Origin of the sequence: Nocardioides sp. LS1 (assembly GCF_003865225.1) — a bacterium.
Taxonomy (GTDB): Bacteria; Actinomycetota; Actinomycetes; order Propionibacteriales; family Nocardioidaceae; genus Nocardioides; species Nocardioides ginsengisegetis.
In genome coordinates, this window is the sequence record NZ_BIFF01000002.1 from 919907 (window position 1) to 938533 (window position 18627).

The 18627-nt window shown below is 72.7% G+C and carries 17 protein-coding genes and 1 tRNA gene; 9 read left to right on the plus strand and 9 right to left on the minus strand.

Features of this window, described 5'->3' with window-relative positions:
• Positions 1 to 19: 19 nt before the first annotated feature.
• Both EJF31_RS09300 and EJF31_RS09305 read left to right on the plus strand, forming a co-directional pair.
• Entirely contained in the window at positions 20 to 1516 is a 1497-nt protein-coding gene (locus EJF31_RS09300) for an FAD-binding protein (protein ID WP_125036788.1), read from the plus strand.
• 9 nt (positions 1517 to 1525) lie between these two features.
• A complete protein-coding gene (locus EJF31_RS09305; RefSeq protein ID WP_125036789.1) occupies positions 1526 to 2692 on the plus strand; it encodes a pyridoxal phosphate-dependent aminotransferase in 1167 nt (388 codons plus the stop codon).
• Positions 2693 to 3091: 399 nt separating this feature from the next.
• On the opposite strand, the gene EJF31_RS09310 is transcribed toward EJF31_RS09305, so the two are convergent.
• On the minus strand, positions 3092 to 4351 hold the full coding sequence (locus EJF31_RS09310; RefSeq protein WP_125036790.1) for a YncE family protein: 1260 nt from the start codon (positions 4349 to 4351) through the stop codon (positions 3092 to 3094).
• A gap of 114 nt (positions 4352 to 4465) precedes the next feature.
• Here EJF31_RS09310 and EJF31_RS09315 point away from each other — a divergent pair, with 114 nt between their 5' ends.
• The 3 genes from EJF31_RS09315 to EJF31_RS09325 are packed head-to-tail and all read left to right on the plus strand — an operon-like array spanning position 4466 to position 7079.
• A complete protein-coding gene (locus tag EJF31_RS09315; protein WP_125036791.1) occupies positions 4466 to 4840 on the plus strand; it encodes a putative T7SS-secreted protein in 375 nt (124 codons plus the stop codon).
• Positions 4840 to 5778, plus strand: a complete 939-nt coding sequence (locus EJF31_RS09320; protein WP_125036792.1) for a hypothetical protein — start codon at positions 4840 to 4842, stop codon at positions 5776 to 5778. The genes EJF31_RS09315 and EJF31_RS09320 overlap by 1 nt, the downstream gene beginning before the upstream one ends.
• Positions 5775 to 7079 carry a hypothetical protein gene (locus tag EJF31_RS09325; protein WP_125036793.1) on the plus strand — a complete coding sequence of 435 codons (1305 nt, stop codon included), beginning with the start codon at positions 5775 to 5777 and terminating at the stop codon, positions 7077 to 7079. The genes EJF31_RS09320 and EJF31_RS09325 overlap by 4 nt, the downstream gene beginning before the upstream one ends.
• Before the next feature lie 8 nt (positions 7080 to 7087).
• Here EJF31_RS09325 and EJF31_RS09330 read toward each other — a convergent pair whose 3' ends face one another.
• The 7 genes from EJF31_RS09330 to EJF31_RS09360 form a co-directional block, all read right to left on the minus strand.
• Positions 7088 to 8467 (minus strand): VWA domain-containing protein, encoded by a 1380-nt coding sequence (locus tag EJF31_RS09330; protein ID WP_125036794.1) that lies wholly within the window; start codon positions 8465 to 8467, stop codon positions 7088 to 7090.
• Positions 8467 to 9333 carry a MoxR family ATPase gene (locus tag EJF31_RS09335; RefSeq protein ID WP_185736182.1) on the minus strand — a complete coding sequence of 289 codons (867 nt, stop codon included), beginning with the start codon at positions 9331 to 9333 and terminating at the stop codon, positions 8467 to 8469. The genes EJF31_RS09330 and EJF31_RS09335 overlap by 1 nt, the downstream gene beginning before the upstream one ends.
• 47 nt (positions 9334 to 9380) lie before the next feature.
• Positions 9381 to 10139, minus strand: a complete 759-nt coding sequence (locus EJF31_RS09340) for a crotonase/enoyl-CoA hydratase family protein (RefSeq protein WP_185736183.1) — start codon at positions 10137 to 10139, stop codon at positions 9381 to 9383.
• A gap of 134 nt (positions 10140 to 10273) precedes the next feature.
• On the minus strand, positions 10274 to 10582 hold the full coding sequence (locus tag EJF31_RS09345) for a hypothetical protein (RefSeq protein WP_125036797.1): 309 nt from the start codon (positions 10580 to 10582) through the stop codon (positions 10274 to 10276).
• Positions 10579 to 11487 carry a hypothetical protein gene (locus EJF31_RS09350; RefSeq protein WP_125036798.1) on the minus strand — a complete coding sequence of 303 codons (909 nt, stop codon included), beginning with the start codon at positions 11485 to 11487 and terminating at the stop codon, positions 10579 to 10581. The genes EJF31_RS09345 and EJF31_RS09350 overlap by 4 nt, the downstream gene beginning before the upstream one ends.
• Positions 11488 to 11524: 37 nt before the next feature.
• A complete protein-coding gene (locus tag EJF31_RS09355) occupies positions 11525 to 12046 on the minus strand; it encodes a gamma carbonic anhydrase family protein (protein WP_125036799.1) in 522 nt (173 codons plus the stop codon).
• 65 nt (positions 12047 to 12111) lie between these two features.
• Complete coding sequence (locus EJF31_RS09360) at positions 12112 to 13575, minus strand: glycoside hydrolase family 32 protein (protein ID WP_221767511.1); 1464 nt, start codon at positions 13573 to 13575, stop codon at positions 12112 to 12114.
• Positions 13576 to 13721: 146 nt separating this feature from the next.
• Between EJF31_RS09360 and EJF31_RS09365 the strand changes: the two genes are divergently transcribed.
• Together EJF31_RS09365 and EJF31_RS09370 are read left to right on the plus strand one after the other, a co-directional pair.
• On the plus strand, positions 13722 to 14825 hold the full coding sequence (locus EJF31_RS09365) for an alkaline phosphatase family protein (protein ID WP_125036800.1): 1104 nt from the start codon (positions 13722 to 13724) through the stop codon (positions 14823 to 14825).
• 30 nt (positions 14826 to 14855) lie between these two features.
• Complete coding sequence (locus tag EJF31_RS09370) at positions 14856 to 15476, plus strand: bifunctional 2-polyprenyl-6-hydroxyphenol methylase/3-demethylubiquinol 3-O-methyltransferase UbiG (RefSeq protein ID WP_125036801.1); 621 nt, start codon at positions 14856 to 14858, stop codon at positions 15474 to 15476.
• A 40-nt stretch (positions 15477 to 15516) separates the two neighbouring features.
• Here the strand turns inward: EJF31_RS09370 and EJF31_RS09375 are convergent.
• Positions 15517 to 15606: transfer RNA gene (locus tag EJF31_RS09375), tRNA-Ser, on the minus strand.
• Positions 15607 to 15757: 151 nt separating this feature from the next.
• Here EJF31_RS09375 and EJF31_RS09380 point away from each other — a divergent pair.
• Complete coding sequence (locus EJF31_RS09380; protein ID WP_125036802.1) at positions 15758 to 16972, plus strand: helix-turn-helix domain-containing protein; 1215 nt, start codon at positions 15758 to 15760, stop codon at positions 16970 to 16972.
• 87 nt (positions 16973 to 17059) lie between these two features.
• Positions 17060 to 18583 carry an aldehyde dehydrogenase family protein gene (locus EJF31_RS09385; protein ID WP_125036803.1) on the plus strand — a complete coding sequence of 508 codons (1524 nt, stop codon included), beginning with the start codon at positions 17060 to 17062 and terminating at the stop codon, positions 18581 to 18583.
• Positions 18584 to 18627 lie beyond the last annotated feature (44 nt).

Here is an 18627-nt window from a genome sequence, read left to right on the forward strand (position 1 = left end):
CATGTTCTAGATTGGGCGCATGAGCGCCACCCCCGTCACGTCGGGCACGACCGTCCCCGACGTGCTGCCCGCGTCCGTGCTCGACGGGCTCCCGGACTCCGAGTCCTGGGACGTCGTGGTCATCGGGTTCGGCATCGCGGGCGGCTGCGCGGCCCTCGAGGCGGCCCGGGCCGGCGCGCGAGTGCTGCTCCTGGAGCGGGCGGCGGTGCACGGCGGGACGTCGAGCATGTCCGGCGGCCACTTCTACCTCGGCGGCGGGACCGCCGTGCAGCGGGCGACCGGGCACGAGGACTCCGCCGACCAGATGTACGCCTACCTGATGGCCACCACCAAGGAGCCGGAGCCCGACAAGATCCGGGCCTACTGCGACGGGTCGGTCGAGCACCTCGACTGGCTGGAGTCGCTCGGCTTCGAGTTCGAGCGCTCCTACTACGCCGAGAAGGCCGTCATCCAGCCCGGCACCCAGGGGCTGATGTACACCGGCAACGAGAAGGTGTGGCCCTACCGCGAGCAGGCCGTGCCCGCCCCGCGCGGCCACAAGGTGCCCGTCGCCGGCGACACCGAGGGCACCCGGCTGGTGATGGACCTGCTGCGCGCCCGGGTCGAGGAGGCCGGCGTCGAGGTGCGCTACGAGACCGGCGCGACCAACCTGGTCTCGACAAGCTCGACCACCCGTGGGAACGACGGGGCGGTCGTCGGGGTCGGCTGGCGACGGTTCACCGAGACCGGCGTGGTCCGGGCGGGGGCGGTGGTGCTGGCCGCGGGCGGGTTCGTGATGAACGCCGACATGGTCGCCGCGCACACGCCGACCCTGGGCTCCAAGTTGTTCACGCTGGGATCGACGTACGACGACGGGCTGGGGATCCGGCTCGGCCAGTCGGTCGGCGCGGAGCTGCGGCACTTGGACGAGCCGTTCATCACCGCGCCGTTCTACCCGCCGTCGGTGCTGGTGACCGGGGTGATCGTGAACCGGCTGGGCGAGCGGTTCGTGGCCGAGGACAGCTACCACGCGCGCACGTCGGCACACGTGCTGGCGCAGCCGGGCCACGCGGCGTACCTCATCGTCGACAGCGAGCACGTCGAGCACCCCAAGATGCCGCTGGTCCCGTTCCTCGACGGCTACGAGACGGTCGCGGAGATGGAGGAGGGGCTCGGCGTGCCGGCCGGCTCCCTTGCCCGGACCCTCGATCGCTACAACGAGCACGCCGCACGCGGCGAGGACCCCGACTTCCACAAGCACCCCGACTGGCTCGCGCCGCAGGCGGTCGGCCCGTGGGGCGTCTACGACCTGACGCTCGGCCACGCGCTCTACGCCGGCTTCACGCTGGGCGGGATGCGCACGACCGTCGACGCCCAGGTGCAGCGGCCCGACGGCTCGGTGATCCCCGGGCTGTACGCCGCCGGCGCCTGCGCCTCGAACATCGCCCAGGACGGGGCGGGCTACTGCTCGGGCACCCAGCTCGGTGAGGGCTCGTTCTTCGGGCGGCGGGCCGGGCGGCGGGCCGCCGGCCGCTAACGTCGCTGCATGAGCAGGCTCGAGGTCGCGTCCCGCGCCAACGTCCCGCCGTTCCACGTCATGGACCTGCTGGCGGCGGCGACCGAGCGCCAGCGCACCCACGGCGACCTGCTCAACCTGCTGGCGGGGCAGCCGATGACGGGCGCGCCGGTGCCGGTGCGCGACGAGGCGGTGCGGCTGCTGGGGTCCGGCGACCCGCTGGGCTACACCCCGGCGGCGGGGATCGTGGAGCTGCGCGAGGCGATCGCCGCCCACCACAAGCGGGCGCACGGCATCGACGTGAGCGCGGACGAAGTGGTCGTGACGACCGGGAGCAGCGGCGGCTTCCTGCTGGCGTTCCTCGCGGCGTTCGAGCCCGGCGACCGGGTGGCGATGGCGCGGCCCGGCTACCCCTGCTACCGCAACGTGCTGACCGCGCTGGGCATCGAGGTGGTCGAGATCCCGACAGGCCCGGAGACCCGCTTCCAGCCGACGGTCGAGCAGGTCGCGGCGGTGCCCGACCTGAAGGGCCTCGTCGTCGCCAGCCCCGCCAACCCGACCGGCACGATGCTGCTGCCGGCCGAGCTCGCGGCGCTGGCCACCTGGTGCGAGGAGCACGGGGTGCAGCTGATCTCCGACGAGATCTACCACGGCATCGAGTACGCCCAGCCCCATCTCGCGCGGTCTGCGTGGGAGACCAGCCGGGAGGCGGTGGTCTTCTCCAGCTTCTCGAAGTACTTCTCCATGACGGGCTGGCGGATCGGCTGGATGCTCGTGCCCGACCGGCTGCGACGGGCGACCGACGTGCTGACCGGGAACTTCACGATCTGTCCCCCGGTCATCGCCCAGCGGGCCTGCCTCGCGGCCTTCGACGACGCGTCGTACGCCGAGCTCGACGGCCACGTCGCCCGCTACGCCGTCAACCGCCGGCTGCTGCTCGACGGGCTGCCGCAGCTGGGGATCACCGAGCTCGCGCCGGCCGACGGGGCGTTCTACGCCTACGCCGACGTCGGGCACCTCACCGACGACACGATGGCCTTCGCCCACGACCTGCTGGCCCGCACCGGCGTGGCGGTCGCTCCCGGCATCGACTTCGACACCGAGCAGGGCGGCCGCTTCGTGCGGTTCAGCTTCGCGGGGCCGGGCAGCGACATCGAGCTCGCGCTCGACCGACTGTCGTCGGTGCTGCCTCGCTGACACAGCTGAACGAGATAGTGCCCAAGGGCGTGACGAGGTAGGTCCGGCCTTGGGGTCCGGGTGTCGGTGGTGGCGGGCCGTGCATTCGGGCCAGCCGGATCGGTGGGGGCGGAATCGCCGGTCAACCGGCGATTCCGCCCCCAAGAGTGCGCAGGATCATCACCGAGCGCCCCGAAATGATGATCCTGCGCACACAGCACCTTCAGCCCAGTCACCAGACCAGGGCGCCCGCGCATGCGGCCGGCCAGGCCACCCGCGCCGGCGCACACACCCCGGCACGAGCCACACCTCCGACACCGGACCGACTCCCGGCTCACCGGGTTTCGAGACGCTCGCTGGCGCTCGCTCCTCAACCAGCGAAGGGCGCTGGCGCTCGCTCCACAACCAGCGGGGCTGCGGCTACAGCTTGTCGACCAGGTCCTTGGCGACGAACGCGTTGCGGACCCGCTGCGGGTGGTCGCCGACCTTCACGCTGCTGACGACCCGGCCGGTGGCGTAGGAGATCCGGGAGATCTTGTCCGAGCCGCTCCACGAGATGTAGCAGTAGGTGCCGTCCCAGCTGGGGGTGACCCAGTAGGGCTTGAGCCCGTTCTTGAGCAGCTTGCCGGTCTTGAAGGTCCGGGCGTCCACGACGGTCGCGTAGTCCGACATCGTGCCGGCGACACAGATCTTGGTGCCCTCGGGGTTCATCGCGATGCCGTGGTGGGCGGAGTCGAGGAGGTACTGCTCGCGCGGGGTGTTCGGCACCAGGTTGGGCAGGTGCTTGACCCGCGTGATCTTGCCGCTGGCCCGGTCCATCACCAGGAACCCGTGGAAGAACGACACCTGGAAGTAGAACGTCTTGTCGTCCGGCGAGAGCGTCATCGGGCGCACGGCGGTCGACGTCTTGGTCATGCCGCGCTCGTCGAGGGCCTTGCGGAGGTCGAACTTCCGCAGCACCTTGTAGGTCGACGCGTCCACGATCTCCAGCACCCGCTCCTGCTTGCTCGGGTCCAGCGCCGGGTCGTCGAGCGGGCTGTAGACCATGCCGATGCTGGCGTGCAGGATCTTGGTGCCGCCGTCGATGAAGACCGACTCGTGCGGCGAGCCGCCGGAGGGGAACTGGCCGACCTGCTGCCCGGTGGCGACGTCGAGGACGTGCACGACGTTGGCGGTCGAGGCGCTGACCACGACCCGCGTGCCGTCGGGCGAGATCGCCATGTGGTCCGAGCGGTAGCCGTCGACGGCGAAGCGCCACACGATCTGCTTGGTCTCCAGGCTGATCGCGACCACGTCCGCGAACGACGGGCGCGACGCGATCAGCAGCCGGCCGTCGTTGGAGGAGTAGAGATCGTCCACGAACTGGTCGTTCCCCTCGCCGATCTCCTCGCGGATGGCCAGGAAGTAGGCCATCCGGTCGGGGTTGGTGGCGATCTCCTGCATCCGGGCGTCCTTGTCCGGGATGACGTTGATCCGGCCGACCTTCTCGAACGTCCCCGGGTCGACGATGTCGGCGGTGCCGTCCCAGTTGTTGCCGACGAACACCATCCGGCGTACGTCGGGGCCCTTGTGCTGGAGCTCGGTGGCGCCGGCGGGGGACGCCCCCCAGATGCCGGCGAGGAGGAGGGCGACGACCAGGGCGACGACCGGTGCGGACGCGCGGGCGAGGGCGGGGGGCATGGCTGGGCAACGACCTGCCCGGGCCGTCGGTTACGGCGGCCGCATTGCGGACGCCGTGTTTCGCCGGCCGGTGGAGCGGGCAAGGGGCCGGTGTCTCGGAAAGGTTGTGAAGAGATGTACGGGGATTCCGACGTGATGCGTCGTCGCGCCAGCCAGCTGCGGGAACAGGGCGCCGACATCCGCTCGACGGCCGACCAGCTGGTCGCGCAGACCGAGTCGATCGGCTGGACCGGACGGGCCGCCGACGCCATGCGGGAGCGGGTGCGCGACCGAGCCGCCCGGCTCCGGGAGGCGGCCGCCCACCACGACACCGCCGCCGACTCCCTCGAGCGGCACCTGCACGAGGTCGATCGGCTCAAGGACGCCATCGCCGACACCGAGCGCAGGGCGACCCGGCTCGAGGACACGGGCTCCGGCGGCTTCGTCCCGCCACCCTCGGGCCACCGGGACTGGCTGGCCGTGACCGTCGACGCCGAGGGAGCGCGCTGATGCCGACCATCGACCTCGGCACCCCACCTCCCCCGACCCCCGGGCTCCTCGAGGCGCTGCCCCGCCGGGTGGCCCTGACGCTGCCCGAGCTCCGGCTCGTCGCGGAGCGGGCCGGCGGCGCGCCGCTGCCCTTCGACCCGACTGCCCCGACCGCGCCCATGGGCGACAACCCGCTCGACGGTCGCCTCGGCCGCGGACCGGGATCGATCGAGGACGAGGCGTACGCCGACGCGCTCGACTCCCTGCACGACCCGGACACCACGCTGGTGCGCCGCGGGCTGTGCACCCCCGACGGTGCGGTGGACGAGGGCCTGCTCGGCGCCGTCGGACTCCTGGCCACGCCCGAGGTCGCCCTCGACCTGGACGTCGCGGTCGCCGGGGTGCAGGCCAAGGCCTGGCACCGGCAGGCCGGCGGCGCCGTGGCGACGCTCGCCACCGTCGACGGGATCGTCTTCGAGCTCGCGTGGTTCGCCACCGGCCAGTGGCCGCACGAGCTGGCCCGGGTCGCGGCCGTCCCCGAGGACCTGGCGCTGCACGACTCGGCCGTCCCGGCCGCCCTGGACCTGCCGTTCGAGCTCGCCGACGCCGCCGTCGAGGCGGTCCGCTCCGGGCGCTCCGACCTGCTGCCGGTGCTCGTCTCCCAGCACGCCGGCGAGACGCTCGACGCCACCGGCACGCCGTACGCCGACGGTGACGTCGCCACCGCGCTGGCGGCCCTGATCACGGAGCACCGTGGCCGGCTGCGCGCACTGGTCGCCGACGTCTCGGGCTCCGACACGACCGTCGTCGGCGTCGTCTCGTGGGTGCTGCTCGCCGACGGCTGGCGCGCCCTGCACCCCCACACCGTCGACGGCGTGCACCGCGTCGACCTGCGCCGGGTCGAGCCCTTCGACCTCGCGTCCGAACTGGCCCCGGTCCTCGCGGAGGTGACCGCATGAGCGAGCGCACCGGCACCACGGTGCTCGACGACCTCGACGACAAGTACGACCGGATGCTGCGCCTGGCCGACCTGTTCGAGGCGTCCGGCGACGAGATGCGCGCCCGGGCGAAGCTCGGCGCCGAGGTCCTCGCCGACCCGGACGTGGCCGACTCCGCGGAGCTGTCGCGGCCGACGTGGGCGCAGGCGGAGGGCGACGTACGCGCCGCGACGACCGGTCGCCACGGCCTGCTGTCACGGTCGGTCGAGCTGGACGCCGATGCGCTGATCGTGCGTGCGACCGTGCTGACCTACCGGTGGATCGACGAGCTCCAGGACGCCGCCTACAAGACGCTCGGCTCGATCGCCGGGCGTGCGGTCGGCTACCTCGCGCCGGGCGTCGCGCTCGGCGGGGCGATCGTGTCCGCCGGCCTGATCGAGACCGACGCGCTGGACCGCGACGGGGTCGCTTCCTATCTCGGCGAGCTGGCCGAGAACAACCCCGAGCTGATGGACCACGTCACCAGCGGTGGCGGCGGGCTGCTCGACGGCCTGCAGATGCGCTCGCTGCTGACCACGGCCGTGCTGCACGGCGAGTCCGGGCGGCTGGCCGCGCGAGCCGGACTCCGGGCCGCCGGCATCGTCACGTTCGTGCCCGACCCGGGCGCCGCGCTCCGGGACGTCGCGGGCGCGCTGGTCGAGCCCCCGGCGTCGGACCCCGCGGCCGACCCGTCCTCCTCATCCGCGCCCGCCTCGCTCGAGGACCTGATGGCCACCCTCGCCGGCACCGAGTCCGGTGTGTCCGTGCAGAAGGTGTCCGGGAGTCGCTACATCGCCTACCTCCCCGGCCCCCACGGCGGGTCCCCGCGCCGGTTGCGGCTCGTCAGCGGCGACCACGCGTCGTACGCCGCCCAGGTGGTGCGTGCGCTGGAGTCGGCCACCGACGGCGACCCGGCGGCGCGGGTGATGCTGGTCGGGTCGGCGCAGGGCGGCGCGCTCGCCGCCGAGCTCGCGGCCGCCGAGCCCTCGGACGCGTTCGTGATCGAGCAGGTCGTCACCGCAGGCGCCCCCTCCGCACAGGTGCCCCGCATCCCGGAGACCACACGGGTGCTGTCACTGGAGGACCGCGCCGACCCCGTCGCCGTCCTCGGCTCGCTCGTCAACGCCGCCGCACCCCACCGGCTGACCGTCGTCTTCGACGGTGGGCCGTCGGTGGGCGCGCCGAGCTACGTGGCCGGCGGACGCGCCGCCGACCGGGCGGCGCACCCCGAGCTACGGGCCGAGATCGGGCGGCTGCAGGAGCTGGGCTACCTCGCGGGCTGAGCCCGCCCCTACAGGATGTTGTGGACCAGCTCGCCGAGCTGGGTGAGGTTGCGGCACTCGACCATCCGGACGATCTCGGCGTAGGTGCCGGCGGCTGAGTCGCCGGTGTCCCAGTGGCGGGTGTGCTCGGGGTTGAGCCACCAGGCGTGCCGGCACTGGTCGGCCATCTCGCGCAGGGTGGCGGCGTTCAGGTCGCTGTAGTTCGAGCGCGCGTCGCCGAGGATGAGCAGCGAGGTCTTGGGGCCGAGGGCGTCGGCGTGGTTCTCCTGGAACTTCGCGAACGCCCGGCCGTAGTTGGTGCGCCCCCACAGCGCCGCGTGGGCGGTGCTGGCCGCCAGGTCGGTCATCACGTCGACGACGTCGGCACCCGGCTTGAAGTGCTCGGTGACCTCGTGGACGTGGTCGATGAACGTGAACGCGCGCACCTTCTGGAACTGGTCGCGCAGCGCGAAGACCAGCAGCAGCGTGAACTGCGCGAAGTTGGCCACCGACCCGCTCACGTCGCACAGCACGACGAGCTCGGTGCGGTGCGGGCGCTTGGGCTTGTGGTGCGTGGTCAGGGGGACGCCGCCGGTGGAGATGGAGGCCCGGACCGTACGCCGGAAGTCGAGCGGTCCGCGGCGGCGGGCGTGGTGCTCCTGGGTGAGGCGGGTCGCGAGCCGGCGCGCGAGCGGGTAGATCTCGCGGCGCATCTCCTCCAGGTCGGCCTTGCGGGCGGCGGTGAAGTCGAGCCGGTCGATGGAGGGGCGGACGGCGACGTTGGCGACGTGGTCGGGCCCCTTCTCCTCCGCGATCCGGCGGCGGGCGTCGTCCTCGACCATCCGGGTGAAGCTGCCGACCCGGCGGCCGGCGACCCGCGCGGCCTCGTCGTCGACCCGGCCCTCGGCGAGCAGCCCCTGCACGATCCGGTCGGTGAGCTCGGCCGGGGAGACCCGCTGGAGGGCGGTGTACGCCGACCACGACGACAGGCCCGGCCCGCGACCCGGCATCGCGCCGAACCGGCCGACCATCTCGGCGGCCAGCTGCTGGAGCCGCTCCCGGTCGTCGTCGGCGAGCGCCTCGGCCAGCCGCTCCTGGAAGTCGCGGAGGGCCTGCGCGTTGTCGCGGACACCGGGGTCGCTGTCGTCGCCGGTGTCCTCCGCTGCCCGGGCACCCTCGCCGACCATCCGCGGGAAGTAGAGGTCGAAGAGGGCGTCGAAGGTGGGTCGCTGGGCGTGCTTCTTGACCAGCGTGGCGGCGTACGCCTCGCGGACGGTGGCCCGCTCGTCCCACGGCAGCACGCCGAGCGCCGCGAACGCGTCGATGTCCTCGGCCAGCGACACGGGCAGGCCGGCCCCGCGCAGCGCCTCGAGGAAGGCGATGTGCCGGTCGACCAGCCCGCTGTCCATCAGGAGCGCAGCTTGAGCTCGCGGACCGCACGGTCCTGGTCGGAGGCGTGCTTGAGGACGACGCCGAGGGTGTCGGAGATCGCCTTCTCGTCGAGGTCGCGGATCTCGAGCGCGATCAGCGTGCGGGCCCAGTCGACGGACTCCGCGATCGAGGGCGCCTTCTTCAGCTCCAGCTCGCGGAGCCGGCCGATCGTGGCGACCAGCTGCTCGGCGATCTTGTCCTCCAGACCCGGCACCTGGGAGGTGACGATCTCGCGCTCGCGCTCGGCGTCGGGGTAGTCCAGGTGCAGGTAGAGGCAGCGACGCTTCACGGCCTCGGACAGCTCACGGGTCGCGTTGGAGGTGAGCACCACGAAGGGGCGGCGTACGGCCTCGACCGTGCCGAGCTCGGGGATGGTCACCTGGAAGTCCGAGAGCACCTCGAGCAGCAACCCCTCGACCTCGACGTCGGTCTTGTCGACCTCGTCGATGAGCAGCACCGTCTGCTCCTCGCGGCGGATCGCGGTCAGCAGCGGCCGGGTCAGCAGGAACTCGTCGGTGAAGATGTCGTCGTGGGTCTCCGACCACGACTGCCCGTCACCCTGGCTGGCCTGGATGCGGAGCAGCTGCTTCTTGTAGTTCCACTCGTAGAGCGCGCGGGCCTCGTCGAGACCCTCGTAGCACTGCAGCCGCACCAGGTCCGCGCCCGTCGCGCGCGCCACCGCCTTGGCCAGCTCGGTCTTGCCGACGCCGGCCGGGCCCTCCACGAGGAGCGGCTTCTCGAGGGCGCCCGCGAGGTACGCCGTCGTCGCGGTGGCCGGATCGGCCAGGTAGCCGTGCTCGCCCAGGCGGGTCGCGGCGTCTGTCGGTGAGGAGAACCAGGTCACCCGTGCAGCGTAGGGCGTGCGGTCCGGGCGGGGTCGGCGCAGTCCGCTCAGAACGCCCCGTGCCGTCCCTCACCCGACGCGAACCGGGCGGCCCCGTCGAGCGCGCCGGCCCGCAGCGAGGTGACGCCGTGGTCGTGCTCGACGACGATCGCCCGCTCCTCGGTCAGCCCCTCGGACTCCAGCGCGCTGAGCCGGTCCTGGCGCAGGCACTCCTGGGGGAACGCGGCGAGCTGCCGGGCCAGGTCCTGGGCCGCGGCGAGCGCCGTGCCGGAGGGGACGACCCGGTTGACCAGGCCCATGGCGAGCGCCTCGGCGGCGTCGACCGGGCGGCCGGTGAGGATCAGGTCCATCGCGTGGCTGTGGCCGATCAGCCGGGGCAGCCGGAACGTGCCGCCGTCGATGAGCGGGACCCCCCAGCGCCGGCAGAAGACCCCGAGCACGGCGTCCTCCGCGGCGACCCGGAGGTCGCACCAGGCGGCCAGCTCGAGGCCGCCGGCGACCGCGTGCCCCTCGATCGCCGCGATCACCGGCTTGGAGAGCCGCATCCGGGTCGGCCCCATCGGGCCGTCGCCGTCGGGGGTCACCTGGTTGCCCTCGGGCGTGCCGACGGCCTTCAGGTCGGCGCCGGCGCAGAACGTGCCCGCCGCGCCCGTGAGGACGGCGACCGACTGGGTCGCGTCGGCGTCGAAGGCGCGGAACGCCTCGGCGAGGGCGGTCGCGGTCGGGCCGTCGACCGCGTTGCGGGCGTGCGGCCGGTCGAGGACGACGGTGGTGACGGGGCCTGAACGTTCGACGTGGACGGTCACCGGGCCAGCGTAGGCACGAGCGGACGAACCGCACCCGGACCCCGGGACCTTGGGCCCTGATCCGGCCATCCGCGGCGGCCCAGCCTGCAGACGGCGGTGGCGCTGGCGCTCGTCCCCGGGGGTCGCGGTCCGGCTCAGCCGCAGGTCGTCCTGACCTCCTGCAGCAGCCGCTGGGAGAACGCCGGATCGGTGGTGAGGCGCTTGGCCAGGGTGGACACCGTGGCGGCGGGGACGCCCGGCACGTCCGGCGCCGCGTCGTACGCCGCGGAGAGCTCGGCTGCGTCGTCGTACACCGTCGACTGCACCGTGCAGAGATGCTTGGCCGTGGCGTCCAGGAAGGCCTGCTCGTCGGCGCTCGTGGGCGCTGCGGCGCCACCATCGCCACCGCCCCCGCAGGCCGTCAGGGCGAACAGCGCGGCAGCGAGGATCAGGCCGCGCCTCATCGGGTCACCGTCACCGAGATCGTGCCGGTGAAGCTGCCGCCGTCCCACGTCGCCTTCACGGGGACGGAGTAGGTGCCGGCGGGCGTGACCAGCGGGTCGAGGCGTACGCCGGCGGCGTCGGTCGCGCCGACGCCGAGCCGGGTCCCCTGCGCGAGGCCGCTCGACGACCCGTCGCCGGGGTAGACGACCTCGAAGCCGGCCGGCGGCGTCAGCGTGACCCGGAAGTTGTCGAGCCCGGGTGCGTTGCCGGTGAAGCCGATCGAGACCCAGGTCGGGCCGCCCGCGCGCAGCGACAGCGAAGGAGTGGCCAGGGTGACGGCCGGGCCGCTCGCTGCGGTGACGGGCAGCGAGATCGTCTGCTTGACCTTGCCGGAGTTGCCCGAGCAGTCGGTGACGTTCTTGACGACGAGGTTGTCGGCCTTCTTGAGGGTGGCCGAGTCCTTGAGGCGGGTGTAGGTCGCCTCGAACTCGATCTCCTGCGGACCCGCAGTCGCCGGCGCGGTCAGCTTGAACGCGGTGTAGTCGGAGTTGCCCTCGGCCAGCGCACTGTTGATGTACATCGAGGAGAAGCCGCCCGTGTTGGTCGGGTAGGTGACCCCGACCGTCTTGGACTTCGTGGTGACCCGGATGTCGCACATGTCCGTGCCGGCGGTCCAGATCAGGCTGACCCAGCCCTCCTGGCCGGCCTTGAACGACGGCAGCGACGACGTCACCAGCTGCAGGTCGCCCTGGGTGTTGTTGGTCGGGTCGTCGCCGGGGTCGTCGGTGGCCGGCGCGGACTGGCCGGTCACCACGGGGGCGCTGGCGTCGGCCGCGAACGGCACGAGCGGCGTGAGCAGCGCCGTCGGGAGCAGGACGAGCGTCAGCGCGGCGAGGCGTCGCCGGCCGCGGGTGGTGGGCAGCACGGAGTTCTCCGAGACGTGTGGGAGCGAGGCCCCAAGGCTAGTCGGCCAACGACGCCGCGTGGCGCTTGGCGAGCTCCTGGTAGTACGGCGGGTTGGTCTCCACCCAGAACTCCGAGGACGTGCCCTCGATCGGCTTGGTCGGCTTGCAGGGGATGCCCGCCGCGACGACCCCCGGCGGGATCTCGGCGCCCGGCGTCACGACGGACCCGGCGGCGACCAGCGAGCCGGCGCCGATCTTCGCGTGGTCGAGCAGTGTGCTGCCGTTGCCGACCAGGGCCTTCTCGCCGACCTCGGCACAGTGCACGACGCAGCCGTGTCCGACGGTCGCGTCCGGCCCGACGACGAGGGTCTCGCCGGGGGCCGCGTGCAGCACGGAGTTGTCCTGGATGTTCGACCCCTCACGGATCACGATCGTGCAGATGTCGGCGCGGATGACCGCGCCGTACCAGACGCTGGCGCCCTGCTCGACGGTCACGTCGCCGATCAGGGTGGCGGTGGGGGCCACGAACGCGTCGGGATGAACCGTGGGGCGCTTGCCCTCGAACTCGTACAGGAACACGGGCTCCGCCTCGCTGGGTTGGGGTCTGGTGAGGCCATTCCACACCAACCGCCGGGGCGCGCCGGTCAGCGGGCGCGGGCGAGCGGGGTGTGCGAGAGCTCGACGACGCGCGTGATCCCTCCGGTCGACACGCACGCCAGCGCGGTGGCCGCGGCGTCGGGCAGCACCAGCTGGGTCAGGCAGGCGGTGCCGCCCTGCGCGAAGACCTCGACCGAGCACCGGTCGACCCAGACCTCCAGGCGCAGCCGGCCGTCGGCGAGGGCGACGGGCGCCGAGTCGACGGCGGCGAAGGCCGGGCTGAACGCGGTCTCGCCGGATGCCGTCCGGTCCAGGGAGAGCAGCCCGGCGGCCGGGTCGTAGCGGAGCCGGGTCGCCGCGCCCGGGCCGACGCACACGTCGAGCCCGAAGTCGTGGGCGTCCCCGTGCTCGAACGTCACGTCGAGCCGGTAGCGCTCTCCCCCGGGCAGCACCCGCTCCCCCACGAGGTCGTACGGCGCCCACGCGGTCGACGTGCCCTCGAGGACGGCGAGCTCGGCGACCGGCCGTTGGACCAGGGTGACGACGCCCTCGACCGTGCGCAGCGACAGCTCGCGCGGCAGGGCCATGGCGCCGCGCCAGGGCGTGGTGGGCATGTCGTGGGCGTAGGCCCAGTTGCCCATCCAGCCGATCATGACCCGCCGGCCGTCGGGGGCGTTGTCGTAGCTGACGGCCGCGTAGTGGTCGTGGCCCCAGTCGAGCCAGCGACGCTCGCGGACCGGCGCGTCCACGGCGTCCGCAGCGGTGTCGGCGGCGGTGAAGGTCGTCCCGTCGAAGTCGCCGAGGAACCACCTGGTCCCGGACCCGCCGGCCACCCCGCCTGGGTTGACGCTGACGACCAGCACCCACCGTCGGTCGGCCGGGTCGCCGTTGACCGGCAGGGCGAACAGGTCGGGGCACTCCCAGAAGTCCTCCGGACCAGTGCCGGGGCCGAAGGTGCTGAGCAGCGTCCAGTGCCGCAGGTCGTCGGAGCGGTGCAGCAGCACCAGTCGCTGGTCGGCCTCGACCGCGACCATCACCCAGTGGCCCTCGTCGGGTCCGGTCGCGTGCCAGAACACCTTCGGGTCACGGAACTCCGTCGACCCACGGTCGAGCACCGGGTTGGCTGCGTACGGCGTCCAGGTCGCGCCGCCGTCGAGGCTGTGCGCGAGCGACTGCGCCTGCCGGTCGGCGTACACGCTGGTGAAGACGGCCACGAGGGGCGGCGCCGTGCCGTCACCGAGGCCCGAGGTGTCGTGCGCGTCGAGGACGGCCGAGCCGGAGTAGATGAGCTCGGACTCGCTGGCGCGCAGGGCCACCGAGTGCTCGGTCCAGTGCACGAGGTCGGGGCTCGAGGCGTGCCCCCAGCTGACGTGCCCGAACTCGTTGGCCTCGGGGTTGTGCTGGAAGAACAGGTGCCAGGTGCCGTCGTGGTGGACCAGCCCGTTGGGGTCGTTCATCCAGTGGCGGGCCGGCGTGAAGTGGAAGCCGGGCCGGAATTCGTCCTCGGTCACCGCCGCAGTCTGTCGGCCCCGCCGGTCACCGACCAGCCCCCGTCCACAACCGGCGCCCGCGTCGTGGGGGTCGTTTGGGACCCGTCCCTCCGGGGAACGGTCCCCGCGATCGGGGGGATCAGTCCGAGCACAGGAGCACCCAACCGATGCGTTTCTCGAGCCGCACCGTCCTCGCCGCCATCGCCCTGGCGGCGCCCGCCCTGGTCGTCGCGGGCCACCTCACCGGGGGCACGCCACCGGCCGAGGCCGCCGCCGCCAACCCGCCCGTCGGCCACGTCTTCGTGGTCAACCTGGAGAACAAGGGCTACGACCAGACGTTCGGGCCCGGCTCGCCCGCGCCCTACATCAGCTCGGAGCTGCGCAGCCAGGGCCAGCTGCTCACCCACTACTACGGCACCGCGCACAACAGCCTGCCCAACTACCTCGCCCAGATCAGCGGCCAGGGGCCCAACCCGCAGACCCAGGGCGACTGCCAGACCTACTCCGACTTCGTGCAGACGGCGACGGTGGCGCCGGGCCAGGCCGTCGGCCAGGGCTGCGTCTACCCCAGCAACGTCACGACCGTGGCCGACCAGCTGACGGCGGCCGGGCTGACCTGGCGCGGCTACATGGAGGACATGGGGACGCCCTGCCGGCACCCCGCCGCCAACGCGGCCGACGACACCCAGAAGGCCAAGGTCGGCGACCAGTACGCCGCCCGCCACAACCCCTTCGTCTACTTCAAGAGCATCACGTCCTCGCCGTCCTGCGCGCAGAACGACGTGGACCTCGGGCAGCTCCAGGGCGACCTGGCCTCGACCGCGACGACCGCCAACCTGACCTACATCACGCCCAACCTCTGCAACGACGGCCACGACAGCCCCTGCGTCGACGGCCGCCCGGGCGGCCTGGCCACGGCCGACCAGTGGCTGCGCACCTGGATCCCGCGGATCCTCGCCTCCCCGGCCTACCAGCAGGACGGCCTGCTGGTCGTCACCTTCGACGAGGCCGACACCGGGAGCCCGTCCGGCGCCGACGCGTGCTGCGGCGAGGGCCCCGGCCCCAACTCCCCGATGCCCGGCATCTACGGCATGGGCGGCGGCCGCACCGGCGCGGTGCTGGTCTCGCCGTTCATCACGCCCGGCTCGACCAACGACACGGCGTACAACCACTACGGCCTGCTGCGCACCATCGAGGACACGTTCGGCCTGGCGCCGCTGGGCTACGCCCAGAACGCCACCGGCTTCGGCAGCGACGTGTACGCCGGGTAGCGCCTCGCCCCCGGCTGGCAGGCTGGGCGCATGACGCACGAGTTCGACAGGGCGTACTGGGAGAAGCACTGGCAGGAGGCCGGGTCGGGCGGCGCGATCCCGCCCAACCCGTGGCTGGTCGCCGAGACCGCGGACCTGGCGCCGGGCACCGCCCTGGACGCCGGCTGCGGCGAGGGCGCCGAGGCGGTCTGGCTGGCCGGGCAGGGCTGGCGGGTCACCGCCGCCGACATCTCCGCCGAGGTGCTCGCCCGCGCGGCGGCGCGGGCGGGCGACACCGGTGCGGGGATCGACTGGGTCGAGGCCGACCTGGGGACTTGGGAGCCGGACACGGCGTACGACCTCGTCACCACCCACTACGCCCACCCGGCGATCCCGCAGCTCGCGTTCTACGCGCGGATCGCGGAGTGGGTCGCCCCCGGCGGCACGCTGCTGGTCGTCGGGCACCTGGCGTCCGCCGAGGCCGGCCACGGCCACGGACACGGGCACCAGCCGCCCACGGAGGCCACCGCCACGGCCGAGCGCGTCGCCGCCCTGCTCGACGCCGACCGGTGGGAGGTCGTGACCGCCGGGGAGCACATCCGCACGCTCACCGACCGCGGCAGCGGCGCGGCCACCCTGCACGACGTCGTCGTCCGCGCGCGGCGGAGATGACACGAGGACCGGACCCCGTCGGGATCCGGTCCTCGTCACATGGCGGTGGCGGTGGGATTTGAACCCACGGTGGGTTTGACCCCACACATCATTTCGAGTGATGCACCTTCGGCCGCTCGGACACGCCACCGCGGGAGAGATTACCGGAGCACTCCCGGCGGGTGAAATCGGGCTGCGGACCCGCCCGGGTGGGGCGATGCAACGTTGTTGCAACCTCCGGCGGGCGACCCTGCCCGGGAGACGTCCATCACACGGAACCATTCACGAGGTGCGGCCCGGCCATGTCTACTGACCTCATGACCCGTCGCGGCATGCGAGCCGAGGTGGCCGAGTCGTGGCAGCGATCGGCGGCTGCCGGCGTGTCCACCGACCGGGTCGACGCCCCCGTCATCCTGGCCACCGACGAGCTCCGCGACCTCCGTGAGGCGCACCCGCTGGCCCGGGTCTTCCCGCTGCTCGACGACGTCCTCGGCCAAGCGGTGCGCGACTGCGACGCGATGATGGCGATCTCCGACGCGGCCGGCCACCTGCTGTGGGTCTGCGGGACGCCGGCGACGCTGCGCGAGGCCGAGAAGATCGGCTTCGTCGAAGGCAGCAACTGGGACGAGCGGCTCGCCGGCACCAACGCGCCCGGTCTCGCGCTCGCGCTCGACCAGCCCGTCACGATCACCCGCGCCGAGCACTTCCGCGCCAGCGTCCAGCCGTGGAGCTGTGCGGCGACGCCGATCCACGACCCGCGTACGGCGCAGCTGCTGGGCGTCCTCGACGTCACCGGCGGCGACCGGGTGGTGGTCCCCCAGACCATGGCGATGGTGCGGGCGGCCGCCCGGCTGGCCGAGGCCGAGCTCGCCCGTGAGGTGCTGACGACTCCCGGTCCGCGGACCGGGTCACCCCACGGCGTACGCGTCCTGCTGGAGTCGCTGGGCCGGACCGAGTCGCTGCTCACCGTCGACGACGGCCGCGGCCAGGTGCGCACCGTCCGGCTGACGCCACGGCACAGCGAGATCCTGCTGCTCCTCGCGGCCGCGCCGCGCGGGCTGTCGGGCGACGAGCTGGCCGTGCTCCTCTACGAGGACGACGGCGCCTCCTCGACGCTGCGCGCCGAGCTCAACCGGCTGCGCCACCTCCTCGGTGAGGAGCTGCTCGCGTCCCGGCCCTACCGGCTCGCCGCCGGCCTGACGGGTGACTGGCTGGCCGTCGAGGCCCAGCTGGCGGCGGGCGACCTGCGCGCGGCGATGCGCACCTACTGCGGCCCGCTGCTGCCGCGCTCGACGGCCCCCGGCGTCGTACGCCTCCGCGACGAGCTGGAGGGCTCCCTCCGCCATGCCCTGCTGGCCAGCCGCGAGCCCGACCTGATGTCGGCGTGGACGCGCTCGGCCTGGGGTCGCGACGACTACGACATGTGGCAGGCTCAGCGCGCGGTCGTAGCGCCGACCTCCCCGCTGCGGCCGCTGGTCGACGGCCAGATCGCGCGCCTGGACCGCGAGCTCCTGTAGGTCGCCACACGTCGCGCAACGTCCGCGCAACGTGCCGCTTCCTAGCGTTGTGACCCTCGTCACCACTCGCGACCACAGGAGCACCCGATGACCGTCTACGCACCGCCCGGACAGCCCGACTCGCTCGTCACCCTCCAGAGCCGCTACGGCCACTACATCGGTGGCGAGTGGGTCGAGCCGATCAAGAGCGACTGGTTCGAGAACATCTCGCCCGTCAACGGCAAGCCGTTCACCGAGATCGCACGTGGCACCGCCGAGGACATCGAGGCCGCCCTCGACGCCGCGCACGCCGCCTTCCCCTCGTGGGGTCGTACGTCGACCACCACGCGCTCGAACATCCTGCTGGCGATCGCGGACCGGCTGGAGGCGAACCTCCCGATGCTGGCGGTCGCCGAGACCTGGGAGAACGGCAAGCCGGTCCGCGAGACCCTGGCCGCCGACCTGCCGCTGGCCGTGGACCACTTCCGCTACTTCGCCGGCTGCCTGCGCGCCCAGGAGGGCAGCATCGGCGAGGTCGACGGCGACACGATGGCCTACCACTTCCACGAGCCGCTCGGCGTCGTCGGCCAGATCATCCCGTGGAACTTCCCGATCCTGATGGCCGTGTGGAAGCTCGCGCCCGCGCTCGCCGCCGGCAACTGCGTCGTGCTCAAGCCGGCCGAGCAGACCCCGTGGTCGATCCTCAAGGTGATGGAGCTGATCGGCGACCTGCTGCCCGCCGGTGTGCTCAACGTCGTCAACGGCTTCGGCGTGGAGGCGGGCAAGCCGCTCGCGTCGTCCTCGCGCGTCGCCAAGGTCGCCTTCACCGGCGAGACCACGACCGGGCGGCTGATCATGCAGTACGCCAGCCAGAACATCATCCCGGTGACCCTCGAGCTCGGCGGCAAGAGCCCGAACATCTTCTTCGACTCCGTCGCCGCCGAGCGGGACGCGTTCTACGACAAGGCCCTCGAGGGCTTCGCGATGTTCGCGCTCAACCAGGGCGAGGTCTGCACGTGCCCGTCGCGGGCGCTGGTGCAGCGGTCGATGTACCCGGAGTTCGTCGGCGACGCCGTGACCCGCGTGGAGAAGATCATCCAGGGCAACCCGCTCGACGACGCCACGATGATCGGCGCCCAGGCCTCCAACGACCAGCTCGAGAAGATCCTGTCCTACATCGACATCGGCAAGCAGGAGGGAGCGAAGATCCTCACCGGCGGCGAGCGGACCGTGCTCGAGGGCGACCTGGCCGACGGCTACTACGTGCAGCCGACGATCTTCGAGGGCGACAACTCGATGCGGATCTTCCAGGACGAGATCTTCGGGCCGGTCGTGTCGCTGACGTCCTTCGACGACGAGGCCGACGCGCTCAAGATCGCCAACGACACCCTCTACGGCCTCGGCGCCGGCGTCTGGTCGCGCGACGGGTCGCAGGCCTTCCGCGCCGGCCGCGAGATCAAGGCCGGCCGGGTCTGGACGAACTGCTACCACGCCTACCCCGCGCACGCGGCGTTCGGCGGCTACAAGCAGTCCGGCATCGGCCGCGAGACGCACAAGATGATGCTCGACCACTACCAGCAGACCAAGAACCTGCTGGTGTCCTACTCACCCGACGCACTCGGGTTCTTCTGAGTGATCGCGGCGACGAAGTCGATGCGATCGATGGTGGTTGAGCA

What these genes read in the sequence shown, in the direction of transcription:
- EJF31_RS09325 (WP_125036793.1), top strand. Translation starts at nt 5,775, where the DNA reads ATGAGCGAGCGCACCGGCACCACGGTGCTCGACGACCTCGACGACAAG.
- EJF31_RS09310 (WP_125036790.1), bottom strand. Translation starts at nt 4,351, where the DNA reads ATGCCCCCCGCCCTCGCCCGCGCGTCCGCACCGGTCGTCGCCCTGGTC.
- EJF31_RS09345 (WP_125036797.1), bottom strand. Translation starts at nt 10,582, where the DNA reads ATGAGGCGCGGCCTGATCCTCGCTGCCGCGCTGTTCGCCCTGACGGCC.
- EJF31_RS09300 (WP_125036788.1), top strand. Translation starts at nt 20, where the DNA reads ATGAGCGCCACCCCCGTCACGTCGGGCACGACCGTCCCCGACGTGCTG.
- EJF31_RS09330 (WP_125036794.1), bottom strand. Translation starts at nt 8,467, where the DNA reads ATGGACAGCGGGCTGGTCGACCGGCACATCGCCTTCCTCGAGGCGCTG.
- EJF31_RS09380 (WP_125036802.1), top strand. Translation starts at nt 15,758, where the DNA reads ATGTCTACTGACCTCATGACCCGTCGCGGCATGCGAGCCGAGGTGGCC.
- EJF31_RS09370 (WP_125036801.1), top strand. Translation starts at nt 14,856, where the DNA reads ATGACGCACGAGTTCGACAGGGCGTACTGGGAGAAGCACTGGCAGGAG.
- EJF31_RS09385 (WP_125036803.1), top strand. Translation starts at nt 17,060, where the DNA reads ATGACCGTCTACGCACCGCCCGGACAGCCCGACTCGCTCGTCACCCTC.
- EJF31_RS09320 (WP_125036792.1), top strand. Translation starts at nt 4,840, where the DNA reads ATGCCGACCATCGACCTCGGCACCCCACCTCCCCCGACCCCCGGGCTC.
- EJF31_RS09365 (WP_125036800.1), top strand. Translation starts at nt 13,722, where the DNA reads ATGCGTTTCTCGAGCCGCACCGTCCTCGCCGCCATCGCCCTGGCGGCG.
- EJF31_RS09305 (WP_125036789.1), top strand. Translation starts at nt 1,526, where the DNA reads ATGAGCAGGCTCGAGGTCGCGTCCCGCGCCAACGTCCCGCCGTTCCAC.
- EJF31_RS09315 (WP_125036791.1), top strand. Translation starts at nt 4,466, where the DNA reads ATGTACGGGGATTCCGACGTGATGCGTCGTCGCGCCAGCCAGCTGCGG.